18 protein-coding genes, 1 tRNA gene and 1 pseudogene are annotated in these 16,978 nt (G+C 70.6%); 16 read left to right on the top strand and 4 right to left on the bottom strand.

Annotated elements, in window-relative coordinates; translation table 11 throughout:
- Nucleotides 1–117: 117 nt before the first annotated feature.
- Entirely contained in the window at nt 118–435 is a 318-nt protein-coding gene (locus tag ACK5IN_RS10440; protein WP_416896117.1) for a hypothetical protein, read from the bottom strand.
- 76 nt (nt 436–511) lie between these two features.
- Here ACK5IN_RS10440 and ACK5IN_RS10435 point away from each other — a divergent pair.
- From ACK5IN_RS10435 to ACK5IN_RS10410, 6 genes and pseudogenes are all read left to right on the top strand, one after another.
- Nucleotides 512–751: pseudogene (locus tag ACK5IN_RS10435) on the top strand (thiamine pyrophosphate-dependent enzyme); the annotation flags it as partial.
- Between the two features lie 89 nt (nt 752–840).
- Nucleotides 841–1,218: a hypothetical protein gene (locus tag ACK5IN_RS10430; RefSeq protein WP_416896116.1), complete on the top strand. Its 378-nt coding sequence runs from the start codon at nt 841–843 to the stop codon at nt 1,216–1,218.
- Nucleotides 1,219–1,289: 71 nt separating this feature from the next.
- Nucleotides 1,290–1,364: transfer RNA gene (locus ACK5IN_RS10425), tRNA-Arg, on the top strand.
- A gap of 81 nt (nt 1,365–1,445) precedes the next feature.
- The gene (locus ACK5IN_RS10420; RefSeq protein ID WP_416896115.1) at nt 1,446–1,829 is read left to right on the top strand and encodes an FAD-dependent oxidoreductase; all 384 of its coding nucleotides are present in this window, start codon (nt 1,446–1,448) and stop codon (nt 1,827–1,829) included.
- The gene (locus tag ACK5IN_RS10415) at nt 1,826–1,978 is read left to right on the top strand and encodes a hypothetical protein (RefSeq protein WP_416896114.1); all 153 of its coding nucleotides are present in this window, start codon (nt 1,826–1,828) and stop codon (nt 1,976–1,978) included. Before ACK5IN_RS10420 ends, ACK5IN_RS10415 begins: the two co-directional genes overlap by 4 nt.
- A gap of 143 nt (nt 1,979–2,121) precedes the next feature.
- Nucleotides 2,122–2,964: a universal stress protein gene (locus ACK5IN_RS10410; RefSeq protein ID WP_416896113.1), complete on the top strand. Its 843-nt coding sequence runs from the start codon at nt 2,122–2,124 to the stop codon at nt 2,962–2,964.
- Nucleotides 2,965–3,334: 370 nt separating this feature from the next.
- Here ACK5IN_RS10410 and ACK5IN_RS10405 read toward each other — a convergent pair whose 3' ends face one another.
- Complete coding sequence (locus ACK5IN_RS10405; protein ID WP_416896112.1) at nt 3,335–3,724, bottom strand: glucose-6-phosphate dehydrogenase; 390 nt, start codon at nt 3,722–3,724, stop codon at nt 3,335–3,337.
- 170 nt (nt 3,725–3,894) lie between these two features.
- Between ACK5IN_RS10405 and ACK5IN_RS10400 the strand changes: the two genes are divergently transcribed.
- Both ACK5IN_RS10400 and ACK5IN_RS10395 read left to right on the top strand, forming a co-directional pair.
- Nucleotides 3,895–5,478 carry a carboxyl transferase domain-containing protein gene (locus ACK5IN_RS10400; RefSeq protein WP_416896122.1) on the top strand — a complete coding sequence of 528 codons (1,584 nt, stop codon included), beginning with the start codon at nt 3,895–3,897 and terminating at the stop codon, nt 5,476–5,478.
- A gap of 5 nt (nt 5,479–5,483) precedes the next feature.
- Nucleotides 5,484–7,451, top strand: coding sequence for a biotin carboxylase N-terminal domain-containing protein (locus tag ACK5IN_RS10395; protein WP_416896111.1), 1,968 nt, complete (start codon nt 5,484–5,486; stop codon nt 7,449–7,451).
- Nucleotides 7,452–7,468: 17 nt separating this feature from the next.
- Here the strand turns inward: ACK5IN_RS10395 and ACK5IN_RS10390 are convergent, their stop codons facing one another.
- Both ACK5IN_RS10390 and gdhA read right to left on the bottom strand, forming a co-directional pair.
- Entirely contained in the window at nt 7,469–7,813 is a 345-nt protein-coding gene (locus ACK5IN_RS10390; protein ID WP_416896110.1) for a histone-like nucleoid-structuring protein Lsr2, read from the bottom strand.
- Nucleotides 7,814–7,852: 39 nt separating this feature from the next.
- A complete protein-coding gene (gdhA, locus tag ACK5IN_RS10385) occupies nt 7,853–9,208 on the bottom strand; it encodes an NADP-specific glutamate dehydrogenase (protein WP_416896109.1) in 1,356 nt (451 codons plus the stop codon).
- 167 nt (nt 9,209–9,375) lie between these two features.
- Between gdhA and ACK5IN_RS10380 the strand changes: the two genes are divergently transcribed.
- From ACK5IN_RS10380 to ACK5IN_RS10345, 8 genes are all read left to right on the top strand, one after another.
- Entirely contained in the window at nt 9,376–9,975 is a 600-nt protein-coding gene (locus ACK5IN_RS10380; RefSeq protein WP_416896108.1) for a gamma carbonic anhydrase family protein, read from the top strand.
- 162 nt (nt 9,976–10,137) lie between these two features.
- Nucleotides 10,138–10,770 (top strand): MazG nucleotide pyrophosphohydrolase domain-containing protein, encoded by a 633-nt coding sequence (locus ACK5IN_RS10375; RefSeq protein ID WP_416896107.1) that lies wholly within the window; start codon nt 10,138–10,140, stop codon nt 10,768–10,770.
- Nucleotides 10,771–10,801: 31 nt separating this feature from the next.
- Nucleotides 10,802–12,076 (top strand): histidine--tRNA ligase, encoded by a 1,275-nt coding sequence (hisS, locus tag ACK5IN_RS10370; RefSeq protein ID WP_416896121.1) that lies wholly within the window; start codon nt 10,802–10,804, stop codon nt 12,074–12,076.
- A 407-nt stretch (nt 12,077–12,483) separates the two neighbouring features.
- Nucleotides 12,484–13,152, top strand: coding sequence for an O-methyltransferase (locus tag ACK5IN_RS10365; RefSeq protein WP_416896106.1), 669 nt, complete (start codon nt 12,484–12,486; stop codon nt 13,150–13,152).
- A 111-nt stretch (nt 13,153–13,263) separates the two neighbouring features.
- A complete protein-coding gene (gene eno, locus ACK5IN_RS10360; RefSeq protein WP_416896105.1) occupies nt 13,264–14,544 on the top strand; it encodes a phosphopyruvate hydratase in 1,281 nt (426 codons plus the stop codon).
- 23 nt (nt 14,545–14,567) lie between these two features.
- Nucleotides 14,568–15,077, top strand: coding sequence for an FtsB family cell division protein (locus tag ACK5IN_RS10355; RefSeq protein WP_416896104.1), 510 nt, complete (start codon nt 14,568–14,570; stop codon nt 15,075–15,077).
- A gap of 55 nt (nt 15,078–15,132) precedes the next feature.
- Entirely contained in the window at nt 15,133–15,648 is a 516-nt protein-coding gene (locus ACK5IN_RS10350; RefSeq protein ID WP_416896103.1) for a DUF501 domain-containing protein, read from the top strand.
- An 11-nt stretch (nt 15,649–15,659) separates the two neighbouring features.
- Nucleotides 15,660–16,952, top strand: coding sequence for a S8 family serine peptidase (locus tag ACK5IN_RS10345; protein WP_416896102.1), 1,293 nt, complete (start codon nt 15,660–15,662; stop codon nt 16,950–16,952).
- Nucleotides 16,953–16,978: the final 26 nt, after the last annotated feature.

Genomic DNA, 16,978 nt, shown 5'->3' with positions numbered 1-16,978 from the left:
TGATCGTGCGGGGCCTGCTTGAACGTTCGCCCGAAGGCGTCACCAACATCGTCGCCGACGGGTTCGAAGACGTGAAGGTGGGAGTGCGGCATCGGTCGCGGGACTTCCAGTGACAGCTCAGGCGGAAAGGGTCCCGGCGCGAAGGCACCGGGACCTTGCAGACCCCGGCGAGTTCGAACCGCACCCTACCCTGGTCGTCGACCTTGGCGTCGAGAACACGGTCAGTGAGAGCAGCGTATGCCGTCGGGTCGAAAAACACGTGGCACCCGACTCCTCGACGACGTCATCGCTCTCTTCGCGACTTGCCAGCGTCAGGGCGAACCCGGCGCGGGGATCGTCCGCACCGGCGATGCGCAGGCCGGACTCGTCCGTTCCGGCGTTCTGCACCACGATCCCCTCCACGACCGTGGCGGCGTTCTCCGTCAGTGTCAGCATGTGCTTTCCTTTCGGTTCCGAAGCGGCCACGATTCCGAGATTCGACGGGCGATGCAACCGCACGGCGATTCTCGGGTTCACGGCGGATGTCGGAACGCCCACCGTGTGGGCGGCCCGCTATCTGCACCTGAACGGTCGGCGGCGGCTGCTCGGCTCGTTCACGCACGGATCGATGGCGAACGCCTTGCCGCTGGCGCGGGGCGCGCAGGCGGTGGACCGCGAGCGTCAGGTCGTCGCGCTGGCCGGTGGCGGGCTCGCGATGCTCATGGGTGATCTGCTGTCGATCGTGCAGAACGAGCTGCCGGTCAAGATCGTCGCGGGCGCTGGTGCCGGTGCACTGGCCGCACGGACGTCTGGCACGGTGAGCGAACGACGATTGGTCGTTACCGACCGAAGGGGTTGATTGTGAACCCAACCGGACCTGCTGCGAAGGCTGCCATCGCTGCTGTGGTGCGTGTCACCTCGCTCACTCTGGCCGGGTGCTTCCCGAACCCACTCGACCAGCTCCGCGAAGAGGTGGCAAAGGGTGGTGCAGAAGAGCTGATCGAGGGACTCACGGGCGGAGGAGTGGATGTCGACGTCGATGACCCGAAGACGGCCGCCGAGCAGGCTCGTCAGGCACTTCTCTCCGATGGCTGGAGGGAAGCCTTCTGGTCGAACGGATCGGGAATGGTGAACGGGATGCTCCAAAAGGGCGACTTCGGCGTCTACGTGTCGGCGGCCGACGCCGGAAGCGACGCCCTGCTCTCGTATGGCGTGCTCCAGACTTCCGAGGGCAGCTGAGCCGGGCGAGTCACCGCGGTACACGCGGCGTGGGCCATGCGGGCCACGCTTGCATAGACTGGATGCCGCCAGCCTCTGTAGCTCAATGGAAGAGCAGTTGCGTCCTAAGCAAACGGTTGGGGGTTCGAGTCCCTCCAGGGGCACCAGTTGTTCCGTCGCATTGCGATGGCCTCGCCCCGGGCCCCTCGCAAACGGACGGTGATGATCAACGGGGAAGTCTCGCACGGGTGGAACGCGATCGGCAGCGCCACGGTGCGGCCGCCGGTGCCGGGGCGCTCGCCGTCGGCGTGGCAATCGTCGGCGTCGGGTACACGGGACTGGAGACGTACTATCTCGCACGGGTCGACCCGTCACTGCGCATCGCCGTCATCGAGCAGCGGTTCGCCGAGTACGGTGCTTCGGGCAGGAACGGCGGATGGCTCACCGATTCGATCACGGGCGGTCGCCAGCAGCACGCCGCGCACGGTCGCGGCGAGGTCGGGCGCTTCCAGCGTGCGATGAACGATACGGTCGACGAGGTCATCCGGGTGGCCGCCGCAGAGGGCATCGACGCCGACATCCGGAAGGGCGGCGAGTTCACCGTCGCCTGCACCCCGGCGCAGGAGGCGTGACTTCGCGCGGCGACGGTGGGGAGCAGGAGTGGGAGAGCGCCGACGTCCAGCTGCCAGGGCTGCGCCGGCTGTGGCTGCCGATGGACTCGTCTCTCATCGTCACCGAGCCGCTGCGCTGGATCGCCACGAAAGGGCTCTACGCCGCGTAGGGAATCGCCGACCGCAACGAGGCCAGCGGCGGAAGCCGCACATCGCTGATCGCGCACGTCACCGACGTGATCACCGTTCGTCGGTGAGAGCCGGTGGCCGCACGCCGCCCACCGTGGATAGGCTCGAGCGGGAGGGGGCAGCCATGAGTGACACGATCGTTGTGGGAGTGGCGAAGGAGCCCGCGACCAGGCGCGCGGCGGGGTGGGCTGTGGCCCGTGCGGCGGCGCGCGGCGAGCAGGTCGAGCTGCTCGGTGTCGTGGGCGGCGCCGTCGGTGCGGTTGGTGAGGGAGAGCTGGTCGCGGCGGCGATGGCGGCGACGCAGGAGATGCTGGATGCCGAGGCTCACCGTCACTCCGAGTCCGGCGTCGCGATCCGCACGCGTGTCGAGGTGGGCGATCCGGTAGCGGCACTCGTCGACGCGTCGAAGGATGCGGTGCTCATCGTGCTGGGCAGCGACTACCGCGGCCCCGAATCGGGCCCGGCACGCGGGTCGCGTGGCATCCGCATCGTCGCCGATGCTGCGTGCCCTGTTGTCGTCGTTCCCGACCTCGAACTCGGCGATCGCCGCGGAGTCGTGGTCGGCGTCGACGGGTCACCGGTGTCGGCGGGTGCGATCGCCTTCGCTGCTGCCGAGGCCGCTCGTGCCGGTGAACCGCTCATCGCGGTCGCCGTGTGGTCGCCGATCGCCTCGCCACGGCACGCGCCCCTGGTCATCCCCGAGGACTACCGCAGCGGAATGAATCTGGTCGCCCACGAGACCCTCGATGAGGCGCTGGCGGAGGTGCGGCTGCAGCATCCCGGCCTCGTCATCGACGATCGCGCGGTCGAGGGTTACCCGTCGGCGGTGATCAACCAGCTGGCCACCGACGCGCGCCTCGCCGTCGTCGGGTCGCGCGGCCGCGGCCCCGTGCGGCGCTTCCTGCTCGGCTCGATCAGCCACGAGGTGCTGCAGCGGCTCGCGACCGTCACCGCCGTCGTTCGGTAGCCCGACGCGCGGCAGCCGGGCTGCGCGACGTGTCGGTCAGATGACGTCGTTTGTCACGCCCCTCCACGCACTGCGCCGACTGTGCCAGGCTCGAGGTGACAGGCAGGTGGAGCATGACGGGACCGGTTCCCCACGCGGGCCTCGATGGGAACTGACCGCGGTGGGAGTCGACGGCTGGCGGCTGTGCGACAACGCGGTGGTGGTTGACGATACCGCCCACGTCGTTGCCTACATCGAGAAGGCCGACGCCGCACCTTCGCGACGCTCGACGAGGTGGTGTGCGAGGCCCGCAATCGGAGGCTGCGGGGCGAGACGAGCGGACCACGACGGCCCGTGCCTATCGCTCACTTCGCGCCCCGCGCGCACTGACTCACGACGTGGCTGTCACCGTGGCGCCGCACATTCCGCAGACGCCGGTGCCCGGCACCTCGACGAAGCAATCGGGGCACAGCGGCGCCGGCCGCTCCGGCGCTGCCGGTGTGCGCTTTGGCGCAGCACGGCGGGGTGCCGGGCCGCGGGATGCCGCGGGTGCCGCACGCTTCGCAGCGGGAACGTGCGCCGCGCAGTAGAACCGCACGAATCCGTCGTGATTCTTGGGGTGGCGGTGCTTGTACGCCCATAACTCGGGGCGTGGCAGCGGCTCGGCGTCGGCACCGCACGCAACGCAGCGGGCCGGGTCGCCAGGGAGCACCTCGGCGAGGATGAACGGGGTCTCGAACGCGAGGCCATCGCGCCAATCGGATGCTGCGACGACTCTCATACCTCCACGGTAGGCGACGTTCGCGGTGCCGAAGGCCCGGTGAGGGTGAACAGCCCGTGGTTCGCCATCGGAAACGACGGCGACGGTGCCCCCATCGTCGATGGCGACGCCGACCCCTCGACATTTCAGTTAACACTCGCTAACCTAAACGGGTGAGCGCCGATGACCGCATGACCTATGACGACCTTGTCGCCGAGCTGCGCGAGCGCACCGCGGTGGCTGCGCTCGGCGGCCCGGAGCACTCGCGGGAGCGGCACACCGCCCGTGGCAAGATGCTCGCCCGCGACCGCATCGACGCGCTGCTCGACCGCGGCAGCCCCTTCCTCGAGCTGTCGCCGCTCGCCGCCGACGGCATGTACGGCGGCGACGCACCGTCGGCGGGCGTCGTCGCCGGCATCGGGCTCGTGCACGGGCGGCACGTCATGGTGGTCGCCAACGACGCCACGGTGAAGGGTGGCACGTACTATCCGATGACAGTGAAGAAGCACCTGCGCGCGCAGGAGGTTGCCGCCGAGAACCGGCTGCCGTGCATCTACCTCGTCGACTCGGGCGGCGCGTTCCTGCCGATGCAGGACGAGGTGTTCCCCGACCGTGACCATTTCGGGCGCATCTTCTACAACCAGGCCCGGATGTCGCGCGACGGCATCCCGCAGATCGCTGCCGTTCTCGGCTCGAGCACCGCGGGCGGTGCCTATGTGCCGGCGATGAGCGACGAGACGGTGATCGTGCGCGACCAGGGCACGATCTTCCTCGGCGGTCCGCCGCTGGTGAAGGCCGCGACCGGTGAGGTCGTCTCGGCCGAGGACCTCGGCGGCGGTGTCGTGCACACCCGCGTGTCGGGCGTGGCCGATCACCTCGCCGAGAACGACGAGCACGCGCTGCAGATCGTCCGTGACATCGTGGCGACCCTGGGTTCGGGGAGCGGGGGAGCGCAGCACATGCCGCTCCCCGAGCGTGTCGAGGGGCCGTCCAAGGACCCCGCCACCCTCACCGATGTCGTGCCGGTCGGGCTGAACGTGCCATACGACGCACACGAGATCATTGACCGCATCGTCGACGGCGGCTCGTTCCACGAGTTCAAGCGCGACTACGGAGAGACGCTCGTCACCGGGTTCGCGCGCATCCACGGGCACCGTGTCGGCATCCTCGCCAACAACGGCGTGCTGTTCGGCGAGTCGGCGCTGAAGGGCGCGCACTTCATCCAGCTGTGCGACCAGCGCGGCATCGCACTGGTGTTCCTGCAGAACATCACGGGGTTCATGGTCGGCAGGGAATACGAGTCGGGGGGCATCGCCAAGCACGGAGCAAAGATGGTCAACGCGGTCGCCTGCGCCTCGGTGCCCAAGCTCACCGTCGTCGTCGGCGGGTCATTCGGCGCCGGCACCTACTCGATGTGCGGACGGGCGTATTCCCCGCGATTCCTGTGGCTGTGGCCGGGGGCACGCGTCTCGGTGATGGGCGGTCCGCAGGCCGCATCGGTGCTCTCGACGGTGCGCCGTGACCAGATCGAGGCCGGCGGCGGCGAGTGGTCCGCCGAGGAGCAGGATGCCTTCGAGGCGCCCATCCGAGAGCAGTACGAGGTGCAGGGGAATCCGTACTACTCGACAGCCCGGCTGTGGGACGACGGCATCGTCGAACCCGCCCAGACCCGCGACGTGCTCGGACTCGCCCTCGATGTGGTGTCTCTCGACAGGCCCGAGGAACGGCTCCGGACCCGGGAGCCGGGCCCCTCCTACGGCGTCTTCCGGATGTGAGGAACATGACCAGGATCATCGACACCGTCCTCATCGCGAACCGCGGCGAGATCGCCTGCCGCGTCATCGAGACACTGCGCCGGCTCGGCATCCGCTCGGTCGCGGTGTACAGCGACGCGGATGCCGGCGCCCGGCATGTGCGCCTTGCCGACACCGCCGTACGGCTCGGCCCCGCGCCCGCCGCGCAGAGCTACCTCGACATCGAGCGCGTGCTCGCCGCCGCGCGCGCCACCGGCGCGCAGGCCATCCACCCCGGTTACGGAGTCCTCGCCGAGAACGCCGCCTTCGCCCGCGCCTGCGAACGGGCCGGGATCGTGTTCGTCGGCCCGACGGCCACCGCGATCGAGACGATGGGCGACAAAATCACCGCCAAGCTCGCGGTCGAGGCTCGGGGTGTGCCCACCGTGCCCGGCATCGCCCGGCCCGGCCTCACCGACGACGACCTCATCGCCGCCGCGCCCGGCATCGGCTACCCCCTGCTGATCAAGCCCTCGGCGGGCGGCGGCGGCAAGGGCATGCACGTGGTTGCCGAGGCATCCGACCTTCCCGCCGCCCTCGCCGCCGCCCGCCGCGAGGCCGCCGCGAGCTTCGGCGACGACGCCCTGTTCCTCGAGCGCTACGTGCAGAACCCCCGGCATATCGAGGTGCAGATCCTCGCCGATGCGCACGGCAACATCATCCACCTGGGCGAACGCGAGTGCTCGCTGCAGCGCCGGCACCAGAAGGTGATCGAAGAGGCGCCCTCGCCTCTGCTCGACGAGGCCACGCGCACCCGCATCGGCGAGGCCGCCTGCGAGACGGCCCGCAGCGTCGACTACCGCGGCGCCGGCACGGTCGAGTTCATCGTCGCCGCCGACCGGCCCGACGAGTTCTTCTTCATGGAGATGAACACGCGCCTGCAGGTCGAGCACCCCGTCACCGAGGAGATCACGGGCGTCGACCTCGTCGAGCAGCAGGTGCGCATCGCCGCCGGTGAGCCGCTCGCGGTGACGCAGCGTGACATCGTGCTCACCGGCCACAGCATCGAGGCGCGCGTGTACGCGGAGGACCCGCGTGCGGGCTTCCTGCCGACGGGCGGACGAGTGGATGCCGTGCACCACCCGTCCGGCGAAGGCATCCGTGTCGACACGTGCCTCGAGGACGGCCTCGACGTCTCCATCGACTACGACCCGATGCTCGCGAAGATCATCGCGACCGGCGCCGACCGCGACGAGGCCCGCCGCCGCCTGGTCGCAGCACTCGACGACACGGCGGTGTTCGGCTTCACGACCAACGTCGAGTTCCTGCGGCTGCTGCTCGAACTGCCCGAGGTGGTCGCCGGGCGTCTCGACACGGGGCTGATCGCCCGCGAGCTCGACGGCCTGCGGTTCGCCGACCCGTCACCGCGCGTGTTCGCCGAGGCATCCCTCCTGCTCGCGCGCCGCGACGCGCAGCGCGCACCCGACACGGTGTGGGGCCGGGCCACCGGCTGGCGGCTGGGCGGTGCCGCCCCCAGCCGCTATCGGCTGACCGCCGACGGTGCGCAGCGCACCGTCGAGGTCGGCCCGGGCGAGCGGGTGCGAGTGGCTGCCGGCGAGCCCGGCACCGGCGCGGTGGTCGCCATCGACGAACGCATCGCCGAGGTGCGCGTGGCAGGTACCGTGCGCCGGTTCCCCGCCCTCGTGCGCACCGACGGGGTCGACATCGCCGCAGGCGGGGCCGTGTTCCCCGTGCGCTTCGCACGCATCGAGGCCGCCGCCGACGGCACCGACGCCGTGCCGCACCTGGACTCGCCGATGCCCGGCACCGTCGTGCTCGTGCCCGTCGCCGATGGCGCGCGCGTCGAGGTCGGCGACGCCGTCGCCGTGGTCGAGGCGATGAAGATGGAGCACGTCGTGCGTGCCGCCGTCGCCGGTACCGTCGCGCTGCGGGTGGCCGCCGGCGATCAGGTCACCCGCGGGCAGACTCTCGCCGTGGTCGACCCCGACGACTGAGGCCCGGCTCGGTGCGATCAGTGGGCGGCGTCGTACGCCTCGAGCACGGCGGCGGGCACGCGACCGCGCTCCGAGACGCTGTGCCCGTTCTCTTTGGCCCAGGCGCGCACCGGCGCGAGATCGCGCTGACCGCTGCGTCGCCGGCCGCGCTGCGCCGACCCGGTCGTGGCCCGTCCGGAGACACGGCGCCCGGCTGCGAGGTATGGCTGCAGCGCGTCGCGCAGCTGTGCGGCGTTGCCGTCCGTGAGGTCGATCTCGTAGGCGACGCCGTCGAGGGAGAACAGCACAGTCTCGCCCGCGCCCACCTCCAGCACGGTGCCGTCCAGGTCGTCGACGAGCTGATGCACGATTCTGCGAGCCATGCCCGACAGTTTATAGACCCGAACAGCCGATGAGAACCGTCAGATGACGCCCTGCGCGAGCATTGCGTGGGCGACGCGCTCGAAGCCGGCGCTGTTCGCGCCGACCACGTAGTCACCCGGATGCCCGTACCGCTCGGCGGCGGCGAAGGCCGAGTGGTGCACGTCGCGCATGATGCTGCGCAGCTTGCGCTCGCTGTCTTCGAAGTTCCACCGCTGGCGGGCCGCGTTCTGGCTCATCTCCAACGCCGACGTCGCGACACCGCCCGCGTTGGCGGCCTTGCCGGGCCCGAACAGCACGCCCGCGGCACGGAACGCGTCGACCGCACCGGGGGTCGAGGGCATGTTCGCACCCTCGACGACGACGCGCACACCGTTGGCGATGAGTGCGGCAGCATCCGCTTCGTCCAGCTCGTTCTGCGTGGCCGACGGGATCGCGACGTCCACCGCCACCTCCCACGGCCGGCGGCCCTCCACGAACCGGGCGCTGGGCCGGCGACGCGCGTACTCGTCGACCCGCGCACGCTCGACCTCCTTGACCTGGCGCAGCAGGTCGACGTCGATCCCCGCGTCGTCGATGACGTACCCGGTCGAGTCCGACGCGGTGATCGCCTTCGCGCCGAGCTGGTGGGCCTTGTCGATCGCGTAGATCGCGACATTGCCCGAGCCCGACACGGCGACGCGCTTGCCGTCGAACATGTCGCCGTGCACGCCCAGCATCTCCTGCGCGAAGAAGACCGCGCCGTATCCGGTGGCCTCGGTGCGCACCTCGGCACCGCCCCACTGCACGCCTTTGCCGGTGAACATGCCCGACTCGTGCCGGTTGGTGATCTTGCGGTACTGGCCGAAAAGGTACCCGATTTCGCGCGCGCCCACGCCGATGTCGCCCGCGGGCACGTCGGTGTGCTCACCGAGGTGGCGGTACAGCTCGCCCATGAACGACTGGCAGAACCGCATCACCTCGGCGTCGGAGCGGCCGTGCGGGTCGAAGTCGCTGCCGCCCTTGGCGCCGCCGATGCCCTGACCGGTCAGCGCGTTCTTGAAGATCTGCTCGAAACCGAGGAACTTGATGATCGACAGGTTCACCGACGGGTGGAACCGCAAGCCCCCCTTGTATGGACCGAGCACCGAGGAGAACTGCACGCGGAAGCCGCGGTTGACCTGCAGTCGCCCGGCGTCGTCGACCCACGGCACGCGGAACACGATCTGCCGCTCGGGCTCGACGACCCGCTCGAGGATGCCGCCGTCGACGAACTCGGGGTGCGCCTCGAGCACGGGGGCGATCGATCCGAGCACCTCGTGCACGGCCTGCTGGAACTCCGGCTCGTGGGCGTTGCGGGCCACGACGGTCTCGTACACGTCGCCGATGGCGGCGGGAAGCTCGGATGTGTCGGTCATAACGGAAGCTTTCGGTTCGATCGGGGGCGGATGTGCGCGCCGCAGCAGGACGCGGAGGTGACCGCGGAACTGCTGAAAGTGGAATGTGCCTTGGTGGGGCCGACCTTCTCACCCTACCCGCGTCGCGCCCATCGCCGCGCTACGCTGAGCGGGACGAGGAGGTCGACGTGCAGTTCGAGCATCAGGACAGCCAGCCGCGCATCCACCCATCGGCGGTGATCGCCGAGACCGCGGTCATCAGCGGGGACGTCACGATCGGCCCCGACTGCCAGGTCCTGCACGGGGCGATCATCACGTCGGAGGGCGGGCCGATCACCCTCGGCGACCAGGTGATCGTGATGGAGAACGCGGTGATCCGCGCGACCGCCACGAACCCCGTGCACATCGGCGACCACGTGCTCGTCGGCCCGATGGCGAGCGTGTCGGGAGCCACGATCGCAGACGAGGTCTTCCTCGCGACAGGCACGCGCGTGTTCAACGGCGCGCGCATCGGCGAGCGCAGCGAGGTGCGCATCAACGCGGTCGTGCACCTGCGCACCGAGCTGCCGGCCGAGACGGTCGTCCCGATCGGATGGGTGGCCATCGGCGTGCCGTTGCGACTCCTGCCGCCCGAGGCGCACGACGAGATTGCCGCCTCGCAGCGCGAGCTCGACTTCCCGGGCTATGTGTTCGGGCTGGACCGCTCGACGCCCGACCTGATGGTGCAGCTGACCGAGCGGTACGGCCGCAGCCTCGCCCGGCACGTCGAGGACCGCCGCGTCGACTGACGTCGAGCCCCTTCGCCCGCTCTACCGAGGCTGGAGCGTGTGATCGGCGCTGGGCCGAGGCATCCCTTCTGCAGCCGGTCTTCCGCTGCTCGGCTCGCTCGTGCTGTCCGCGGTGCTCGTGTTGTGGCGGGCACGGCATTATCGAAGGATGGAGATCCCGTCATGACCGATGCGCTGCGCGAAGCGGCCGAGACGATGCGCGCGGTGCGCGACCGCTGCGTGTGGACACAGCAGGTCGATCATCGTGCCCTCGTGCCATACCTCGTCGAAGAGAGCGCCGAGCTGATCGACGCCGTCGAAGACGGCACGCGCGCCGAGCTGCGCGAAGAGCTCGGCGATCTGCTGTGGCAGGTGCTGTTCCACGCCGAGATCGCGTCGCGCGACCCCGACGATCCGTTCGACATCGACGACGTCGCCCGTGGTCTGACCGAGAAGATGGTCCGCAGGCATCCACACGTCTTCGCGGGCGAGAGCGCAGACACCCCCGAGCAGGTGCTCGTGCTGTGGAACGCTGCCAAGGCGGCCGAGAAGCATCAGCGCCGGTCGGTGCTCGACGGTGTGAGCGAGCGGATGCCGTCGCTCGCCCTGGCCCAGAAGCTCCTCGACCGCGCGGCCTTCGTCGATGCCCCGCCCGCCGAGGCTGCAGCGCAGACCGAGGCGGAGCTCGGCGACGCACTGCTGGCGCTCGCCGTGCACGCCCGGGCGAACGGGTGGGATGCCGAGCGCGCCCTGCGCGAGCGGCTGCGGCGTCTCGAGGCCGAGGTCCGCCGCGCCGAGGCCGACCTGGAAGGATAGATGCGTGGCATCCGTCAATCCGCCGCGCGGAATGCGCGACTTCCTCCCCGCCGACAAGGCCCGGCGCGAGCGTGTGCTCGCCATCATCCGCGAGCGTTATCGTGCCCACGGTTTCGACGAGATCGAGACCCCCGTGATGGAGGAGCACGCCCGCCTGCACGCCGGCATCGGCGGCGACAACGAGAAGCTCGCGTACAACGTGCTCAAGCGGGGACTGGATGCCGCGGCCGTACGCGCGGCCGCGGATGACCCGGATGCGCCGGTCGACGTCGCCGCGCTCACCGACCTCGGCCTGAGGTACGACCTCACGGTTCCGCTGGCGCGGTTCTACGCCAGTCACCGCGGCGCGCTGCCGACCGTGTTCCGGGCCATCCAGATCGCCCCCGTGTGGCGTGCCGAGCGCCCGCAGAAGGGCCGCTACCGGCAGTTCGTGCAGTGCGATATCGACATCATCGGCGACGCGTCGGCGCGTGCCGAGGCCGAGCTCGTCGTCGCCACGCTCGACACGCTCGACGCGTTGGGTCTCGACGGCGGCACCGTGCGCATCAACGACCGCCGGGCGCTGGACTTCATGCTCGACAGCTTCGGATTCCGCGCCGACGAGCGGCCGGGGGTGCTCATCACGATCGACAAGCTCGACAAGATCGGCCCCGACGGGGTCGTGAGCGAGCTCACCGAGCGCGCGGCGACGCCATCAGCCGTCGACGCGTTCCGCGCGTTCCTGCTGCGACCGCAGACCCTCGAGTACCGGCCGTACGGCGAGGGGCAGATCCGCAAGGCGCTGCCCGACGGGGCGCCCGCCGACATCGTCGCGCATCTCGTCGGCATCGGCGAGGCCGTGACCGCCGCCACCGGCAGCGCAGAGGTGCCCCTCGTGTTCGACCCGTTCCTCGTGCGCGGCATGGGCTACTACACGGGCACGATCTTCGAGCTCGCGCACCCGAGCGTCGACTACTCGCTCGGCGGGGGCGGGCGCTACGACGGCATGGTCGGCCGGTTCCTCGGGCAGGATGCCCCGGCCGTCGGCTTCTCGATCGGGTTCGAGCGCATCGTCGATCTCGTCGAAGAGCAGGCGGATGCCGCATCCTCGGCCGTCGTGCTCGTGCACGACCGCGACGTGCCCGCCGCCGAGCTGCTGGCACTCAAGGCGACGCTGGTCGCCGAGGGCTCGCGCGTGCGTCTCGAGCACCGCACGAAGAACCTCAAGGGCCTGCTCGAGCGCGCTGCCGCCGACGGATACACGGCGTTCGCGACCGTGACCACGGGCGCGACCCGCACATCACTGGAGATCAAGCCGCTGTCCTGAGCGGGCGCATGCCTCATATGGTGCCGGATGCTGTGCGCATCGCCGGATCGGTTGTCGATCGCTGACGAACTGCCTGCGCCGCCGACCTGGGCTTACAGCGACCAGGCGCATCTGTCGAACGACTTCCACGCCGTGCTGGGCTTCACGCCGAGTGGCTATCGCGGAGGGCGCCGCTGCTGATAACGTGCCCGCATGAAGGGCGCGCCGGAGGCGGTCGCCGCGGAGAAGCCGCGCGAGGAGTGGACCGGACAGGTCGGTTTCCTCCTCGCCGCGATCGGTCGGCGGCGCCGTCGTCAGCATGATCATGCTCGGCCGGCGGTCCGAGGTCGCGGCGTACCCGCCCGGTGCCGCCGACGACCACCGACAGGACGTCGGCATCATCGAACACGACACCTGAGCGGGACACCATGACCGACCCCACCCCGGACGCCTGGCGTGCCGTCGACCGATACTTCGCCGACACCCTGGTCGGCCACGATCCCGCGCTCGAGGCGGCCGTCGCCGATCAGAACGTCGCCGGGCTGCCGGCGATCGAGGTCGCTCCGGTCAACGGAAAGCTCCTGCATCTGCTGGCACGCATCGCCGGCGCACGGCATGTGCTCGAGATCGGCACGCTCGGCGCGTACTCCACGATCTGGCTGGCCCGCGCGCTGCCCGACGGAGGTCGGGTCGTCACCATCGAAGCCGAGCCCGCCCACGCGGCGGTCGCCCGCGCGAACGTCGACCGGGCCGGCGTCGGCGACCGGGTCGACATCCGCATCGGGCGCGGCGCCGACGTACTGCCGACGCTGGACGGCGAGCCCGCGTTCGACCTCGTGTTCATCGACGCCGACAAGCAGTCGAACACGATCTACCTCGACTGGGCCGCCCGGCTCGGGCACCCCGGCACGGTCGTCGTCGTCGACAACGTGGGGCGCGGCGGAGCAGTGGCCGACCCGCAGTCGACGCGCTCCGACGTGGTCGGCACGCAGCGCGGGATCGAAATGCTGCGCGACGACCCGCGATTCGACGCGACCGCCCTGCAGACGCTCGACGCCAAGGGCTGGGACGGCGTCGCGATCGCTGTGCTGACGTGACGACAGCGATCGCGTGGGCCTGTGGCCGCGGCATCCACTCTCACTAGACTCGAAGCGGACCGACGTCGCTCCGCCACCCATCGAGCAGCACCCATCGAGCAAGGAGTCCCTGTGGCACTCATCGAGGCAGTGAACGCGCGCGAGATCCTGGATTCGCGCGGCAACCCGACCGTCGAGGTGGAGGTGCTGCTCGATGACGGCATCGTTCAGCGTGCGGCCGTCCCGTCGGGGGCCTCCACCGGCGCGTTCGAGGCGTACGAACTGCGCGACGGCGACAAGAGCCGCTACGGCGGCAAGGGCGTGCTGAAGGCCGTCGACGCGGTCGTCGACGAGCTCGGCCCCGCGCTGGAGGGCGTCGACGCCAGCGAACAGCGCATCGTCGACGAGATCCTGCTCGAGGTCGACGGCACCGAGAACAAGTCCCGCTGCGGCGCCAACGCGATCCTCGGTGCGAGCCTCGCGGTCGCCAAGGCCGCGGCCGACAGTGCCGACCTGCCCCTGTTCCGTTACCTCGGCGGCCCCAACGCGCACGTGCTGCCGGTGCCGCTGTTCAACGTGATCAATGGTGGCGAGCACGCCGACAACGGCATCGACATGCAGGAGTTCTTCCTCGCCCCGATCGGTGCCGAGACCTTCGCCGAGGCGCTGCGCTGGGGCACCGAGACCTACCACGTGCTCAAGGGCGAGCTGAAGACCGCCGGGTTCGCGACGGGCCTGGGCGACGAGGGCGGCTTCGCCCCCGATCTGCCCAGCAACCGCGAGGGCCTCGACTTTCTCGTCACGGCAATCGAGAAGGCCGGGTTCACGCCGGGCTCCGACATCGCGGTGGGGCTGGATGTCGCGGCCACAGAGTTCTTCGAGAACGGCGCGTACCGGCTCGAGAACCGCGACTGGACGGCCGACGAGCTCATCCAGTACTACACCGACCTGGTCGACGCGTACCCGATCGTCACCATCGAGGACGCCCTCGCCGAAGACGACTGGGATGCCTGGACGGCCCTCACCGAGAGGCTCGGCCGTCGCGTGCAGCTGGTCGGCGACGACCTGTTCGTCACCAACCCGCAGCGTCTGGCCGACGGCATCGCCCGCGGCGCCGCCAACTCTCTGCTGGTGAAGGTCAACCAGATCGGCACCCTGTCGGAGACCCTCGACGCCATCGACGTCGCCCACCGTGCCGGCTACACGACGATGCTCTCGCACCGATCGGGCGAGACCGAGGACACGACGATCGCCGACCTGGCGGTCGCGGTGAACTCGGGTCAGATCAAGAGCGGCGCGCCCGCCCGCTCCGAGCGCGTCGCGAAATACAATCAGCTTCTGCGCATCGAAGAGGAACTGGGCGATGCGGCCGACTACATCGGCCGGGCCGCGTTCCCGCGCTTCACGGGCTGAGCGCTACGAAGGGAAGGAGTCGGATGACGAGGTCGGCTCCTCCTGCCGGGCCCCGCGTGGACGTGCGCGGATGGCTCGGCGGCATCCGACTGTCGGGCTTCATGGTCATCATGCTGGGGCTGGTCGTGCTGGCCGCCTTCGTACTGGTACCCACGCTCGGCACGTACATCGACCAACGGCAGCAGATCGCGGCGCTCGAAGCGTCGGTCGAGCTGACGCAGGACGAGGTCGACGCACTGGAGCGCCAGCGCGAGCAGTGGCGCGACCCCGCATACATCACCACGCAGGCCCGTGAGCGGCTGTACTACGTCACGCCGGGCGAGGTCGTCTACCTCGTGGTCGACGATCTCGATGCCACCGAGGTGCCCCGCGAGGAGGCGGTGGTCAGCGACACCCTCGAGCAGGCCGACGGCGACTGGATGACCCAGTTGGCGCGTTCGGTCATCGAGGCGGGCCTCGCGTCGACCGCTGCGGCGCCGCTGACCATCGGCGTGCCCGACGAGCCGATGCCGTCTGCGACCGAGCCGCGCTGATCCAGCGTCATCCCAGGCGCTGCGCGGTAGCCTGACCGCAAACGAGGAGTGACCTGTGCCGACGCCGCCCTTTGCGCCTGTGAACGACGCCGACCTGGCGGTCGTTCGCGCGCAGCTCGGGCGGGAACCGCGCGGCGTGGTGGGCATCGCGGCGCGTTGCGCGTGCGGCAACCCGGTCGTCGTGGCCACGGCGCCGCGTCTGCCCGACGGCACCCCGTTCCCCACGTTCTACTACCTCACCCACCCGGCGGCGACCGTTGCGATGTCGCAGCTGGAGGCCACGCAGGTCATGCCCGAGCTGGCCGCGCTGCTCGACGCCCCTGAGGTCGCCGCGGCCTACGCCGCCGCGCACACCGCCTACATCGCCGACCGCGAGCAGTTCGGCGACGTGCCCGAGATCGCCGGCATCTCGGCCGGCGGCATGCCGACGCGCGTCAAGTGCCTGCACGCCCTGGCCGGTCACGCCCTGGCGACCGGTCCCGGCGTCAACCCGATCGGCGACGAGGCGCTCGCGCGGTCGACGTGGTCGCCGCAGCGCTGCGAGTGCGTCGCGCCGGGGGAGGCCGCATGAGGATCGGACGGATGCTGGGGGTCGCCGCGGCGACCCTGGTGCTGGCGCTGTCGGCCTCGCCGGCGCTGGCCGCGTCCGCGCCCGCCGCACCCGTGCAGGCCCCGGAGGACGCGAACGACCCGATCCGCGAACGGGAGTACTGGCTCGACGACTACGGCGTGCGCGATGCGTGGCAGATCACGCGCGGCGAGGGAGTGACGATCGCGATCATCGACACCGGCATCGCCAAGGGGCCGGTCGAGTTCGACGGCGCCGTCGCCGGAGGCACCGACGTGTCGGGTCTGGGCAGCGCCGACGGCCGCACCCCCGTGGGCGCGATCGATCGCGACCACGGCACCTGGGTCGCCTCGCTCGCCGCGTCGCGGGGAACCGGTGACGGCACCGGCATGGTGGGGGTCGCACCCGAGGCCGAGCTGCTGTCGATCTCGGTCGGCTTCGGCGCCTCGGCGACCCGCTCGGTCGCCGACCAGATCGCCGACGCGATGCGCTGGGCCGTCGACAACGGCGCCGACATCATCAACATGTCGCTCACCACGAACACACCCGACTGGGACGAGAGCTGGGATTCGGCGTTCCGGTACGCGTTCGACCACGACGTCGTGGTGGTGGTGGCCGCAGGCAACCGCGGCAACGGCACGACGCGCGTGGGCGCTCCGGCGACGATCCCCGGCGTGCTGACCGTCGGCGGCGTCGACCCGGCGGGCAAGGCGAGCGTCGAGGCATCCACTCAGGGCATCACCATCGGCGTGTCGGCGCCGTCCGAAGAGCTGCTCGGGGTCTCGCCGGACGGCCGCATCGTGCAGTGGCGCGGCACGAGCGGTGCCGCACCGATCGTGGCGGGCATCGCCGCGCTGGTGCGTGCGGCGCACCCCGACCTGAACGCGAACAACGTGATCAACCGCATCGTGGCGACCGCGACTCCGGTCGCCGGTGCGACCCAGCCGCGCGATGCGCTGTACGGCTACGGACTGGTGGATGCCGCGCGCGCCGTGTCGGCATCGGTCCCCGCCGTCGCCGAGAACCCGATGGGCAGCCTGTCCGAGTGGGTGCGCGTGTACCGCCGCGCAGCACCGGAGGAGCCGACCGAGCAGCCTGTCGTGGGGCCGGTGGAGATTCCGCAGCTGCCCGCCGCCGACCCGGTCAGCGACGACGCCTCGCCGCTGCTGCCGTCGCTCGAGACCCTCCGGTACGGCACCGTGCCTCTGCTGATGCTCACCGTGCCTGCTATTCTTATCGGGCTCGGTGTCACCGTCGCCATCCGACGTGTCCGATCGGCTCGCGCCTCCCGTGTGCCGAGCCGATGACCCGACATATCCCTGTCAAGGAGCCT

The organism is Microbacterium sp., from assembly GCF_047971895.1.
Classification (GTDB): Bacteria; Actinomycetota; Actinomycetes; order Actinomycetales; family Microbacteriaceae; genus Microbacterium.
The sequence above is the reverse complement of the archived record's forward strand: the minus strand, read 5'-3'. Positions and strand labels throughout refer to the sequence as shown.

Excerpts from the sequence above, each read along its gene's own strand:
- ACK5IN_RS10390 (WP_416896110.1), bottom strand. The coding sequence starts at position 7,813 with ATGGCTCGCAGAATCGTGCATCAGCTCGTCGACGACCTGGACGGCACC.
- ACK5IN_RS10440 (WP_416896117.1), bottom strand. The coding sequence starts at position 435 with ATGCTGACACTGACGGAGAACGCCGCCACGGTCGTGGAGGGGATCGTG.
- ACK5IN_RS10410 (WP_416896113.1), top strand. The coding sequence starts at position 2,122 with ATGAGTGACACGATCGTTGTGGGAGTGGCGAAGGAGCCCGCGACCAGG.
- ACK5IN_RS10395 (WP_416896111.1), top strand. The coding sequence starts at position 5,484 with ATGACCAGGATCATCGACACCGTCCTCATCGCGAACCGCGGCGAGATC.
- ACK5IN_RS10365 (WP_416896106.1), top strand. The coding sequence starts at position 12,484 with ATGACCGACCCCACCCCGGACGCCTGGCGTGCCGTCGACCGATACTTC.
- hisS (WP_416896121.1), top strand. The coding sequence starts at position 10,802 with ATGCGCGACTTCCTCCCCGCCGACAAGGCCCGGCGCGAGCGTGTGCTC.
- ACK5IN_RS10355 (WP_416896104.1), top strand. The coding sequence starts at position 14,568 with ATGACGAGGTCGGCTCCTCCTGCCGGGCCCCGCGTGGACGTGCGCGGA.
- ACK5IN_RS10400 (WP_416896122.1), top strand. The coding sequence starts at position 3,895 with ATGACCTATGACGACCTTGTCGCCGAGCTGCGCGAGCGCACCGCGGTG.
- ACK5IN_RS10375 (WP_416896107.1), top strand. The coding sequence starts at position 10,138 with ATGACCGATGCGCTGCGCGAAGCGGCCGAGACGATGCGCGCGGTGCGC.
- ACK5IN_RS10405 (WP_416896112.1), bottom strand. The coding sequence starts at position 3,724 with ATGAGAGTCGTCGCAGCATCCGATTGGCGCGATGGCCTCGCGTTCGAG.
- ACK5IN_RS10345 (WP_416896102.1), top strand. The coding sequence starts at position 15,660 with ATGCTGGGGGTCGCCGCGGCGACCCTGGTGCTGGCGCTGTCGGCCTCG.
- gdhA (WP_416896109.1), bottom strand. The coding sequence starts at position 9,208 with ATGACCGACACATCCGAGCTTCCCGCCGCCATCGGCGACGTGTACGAG.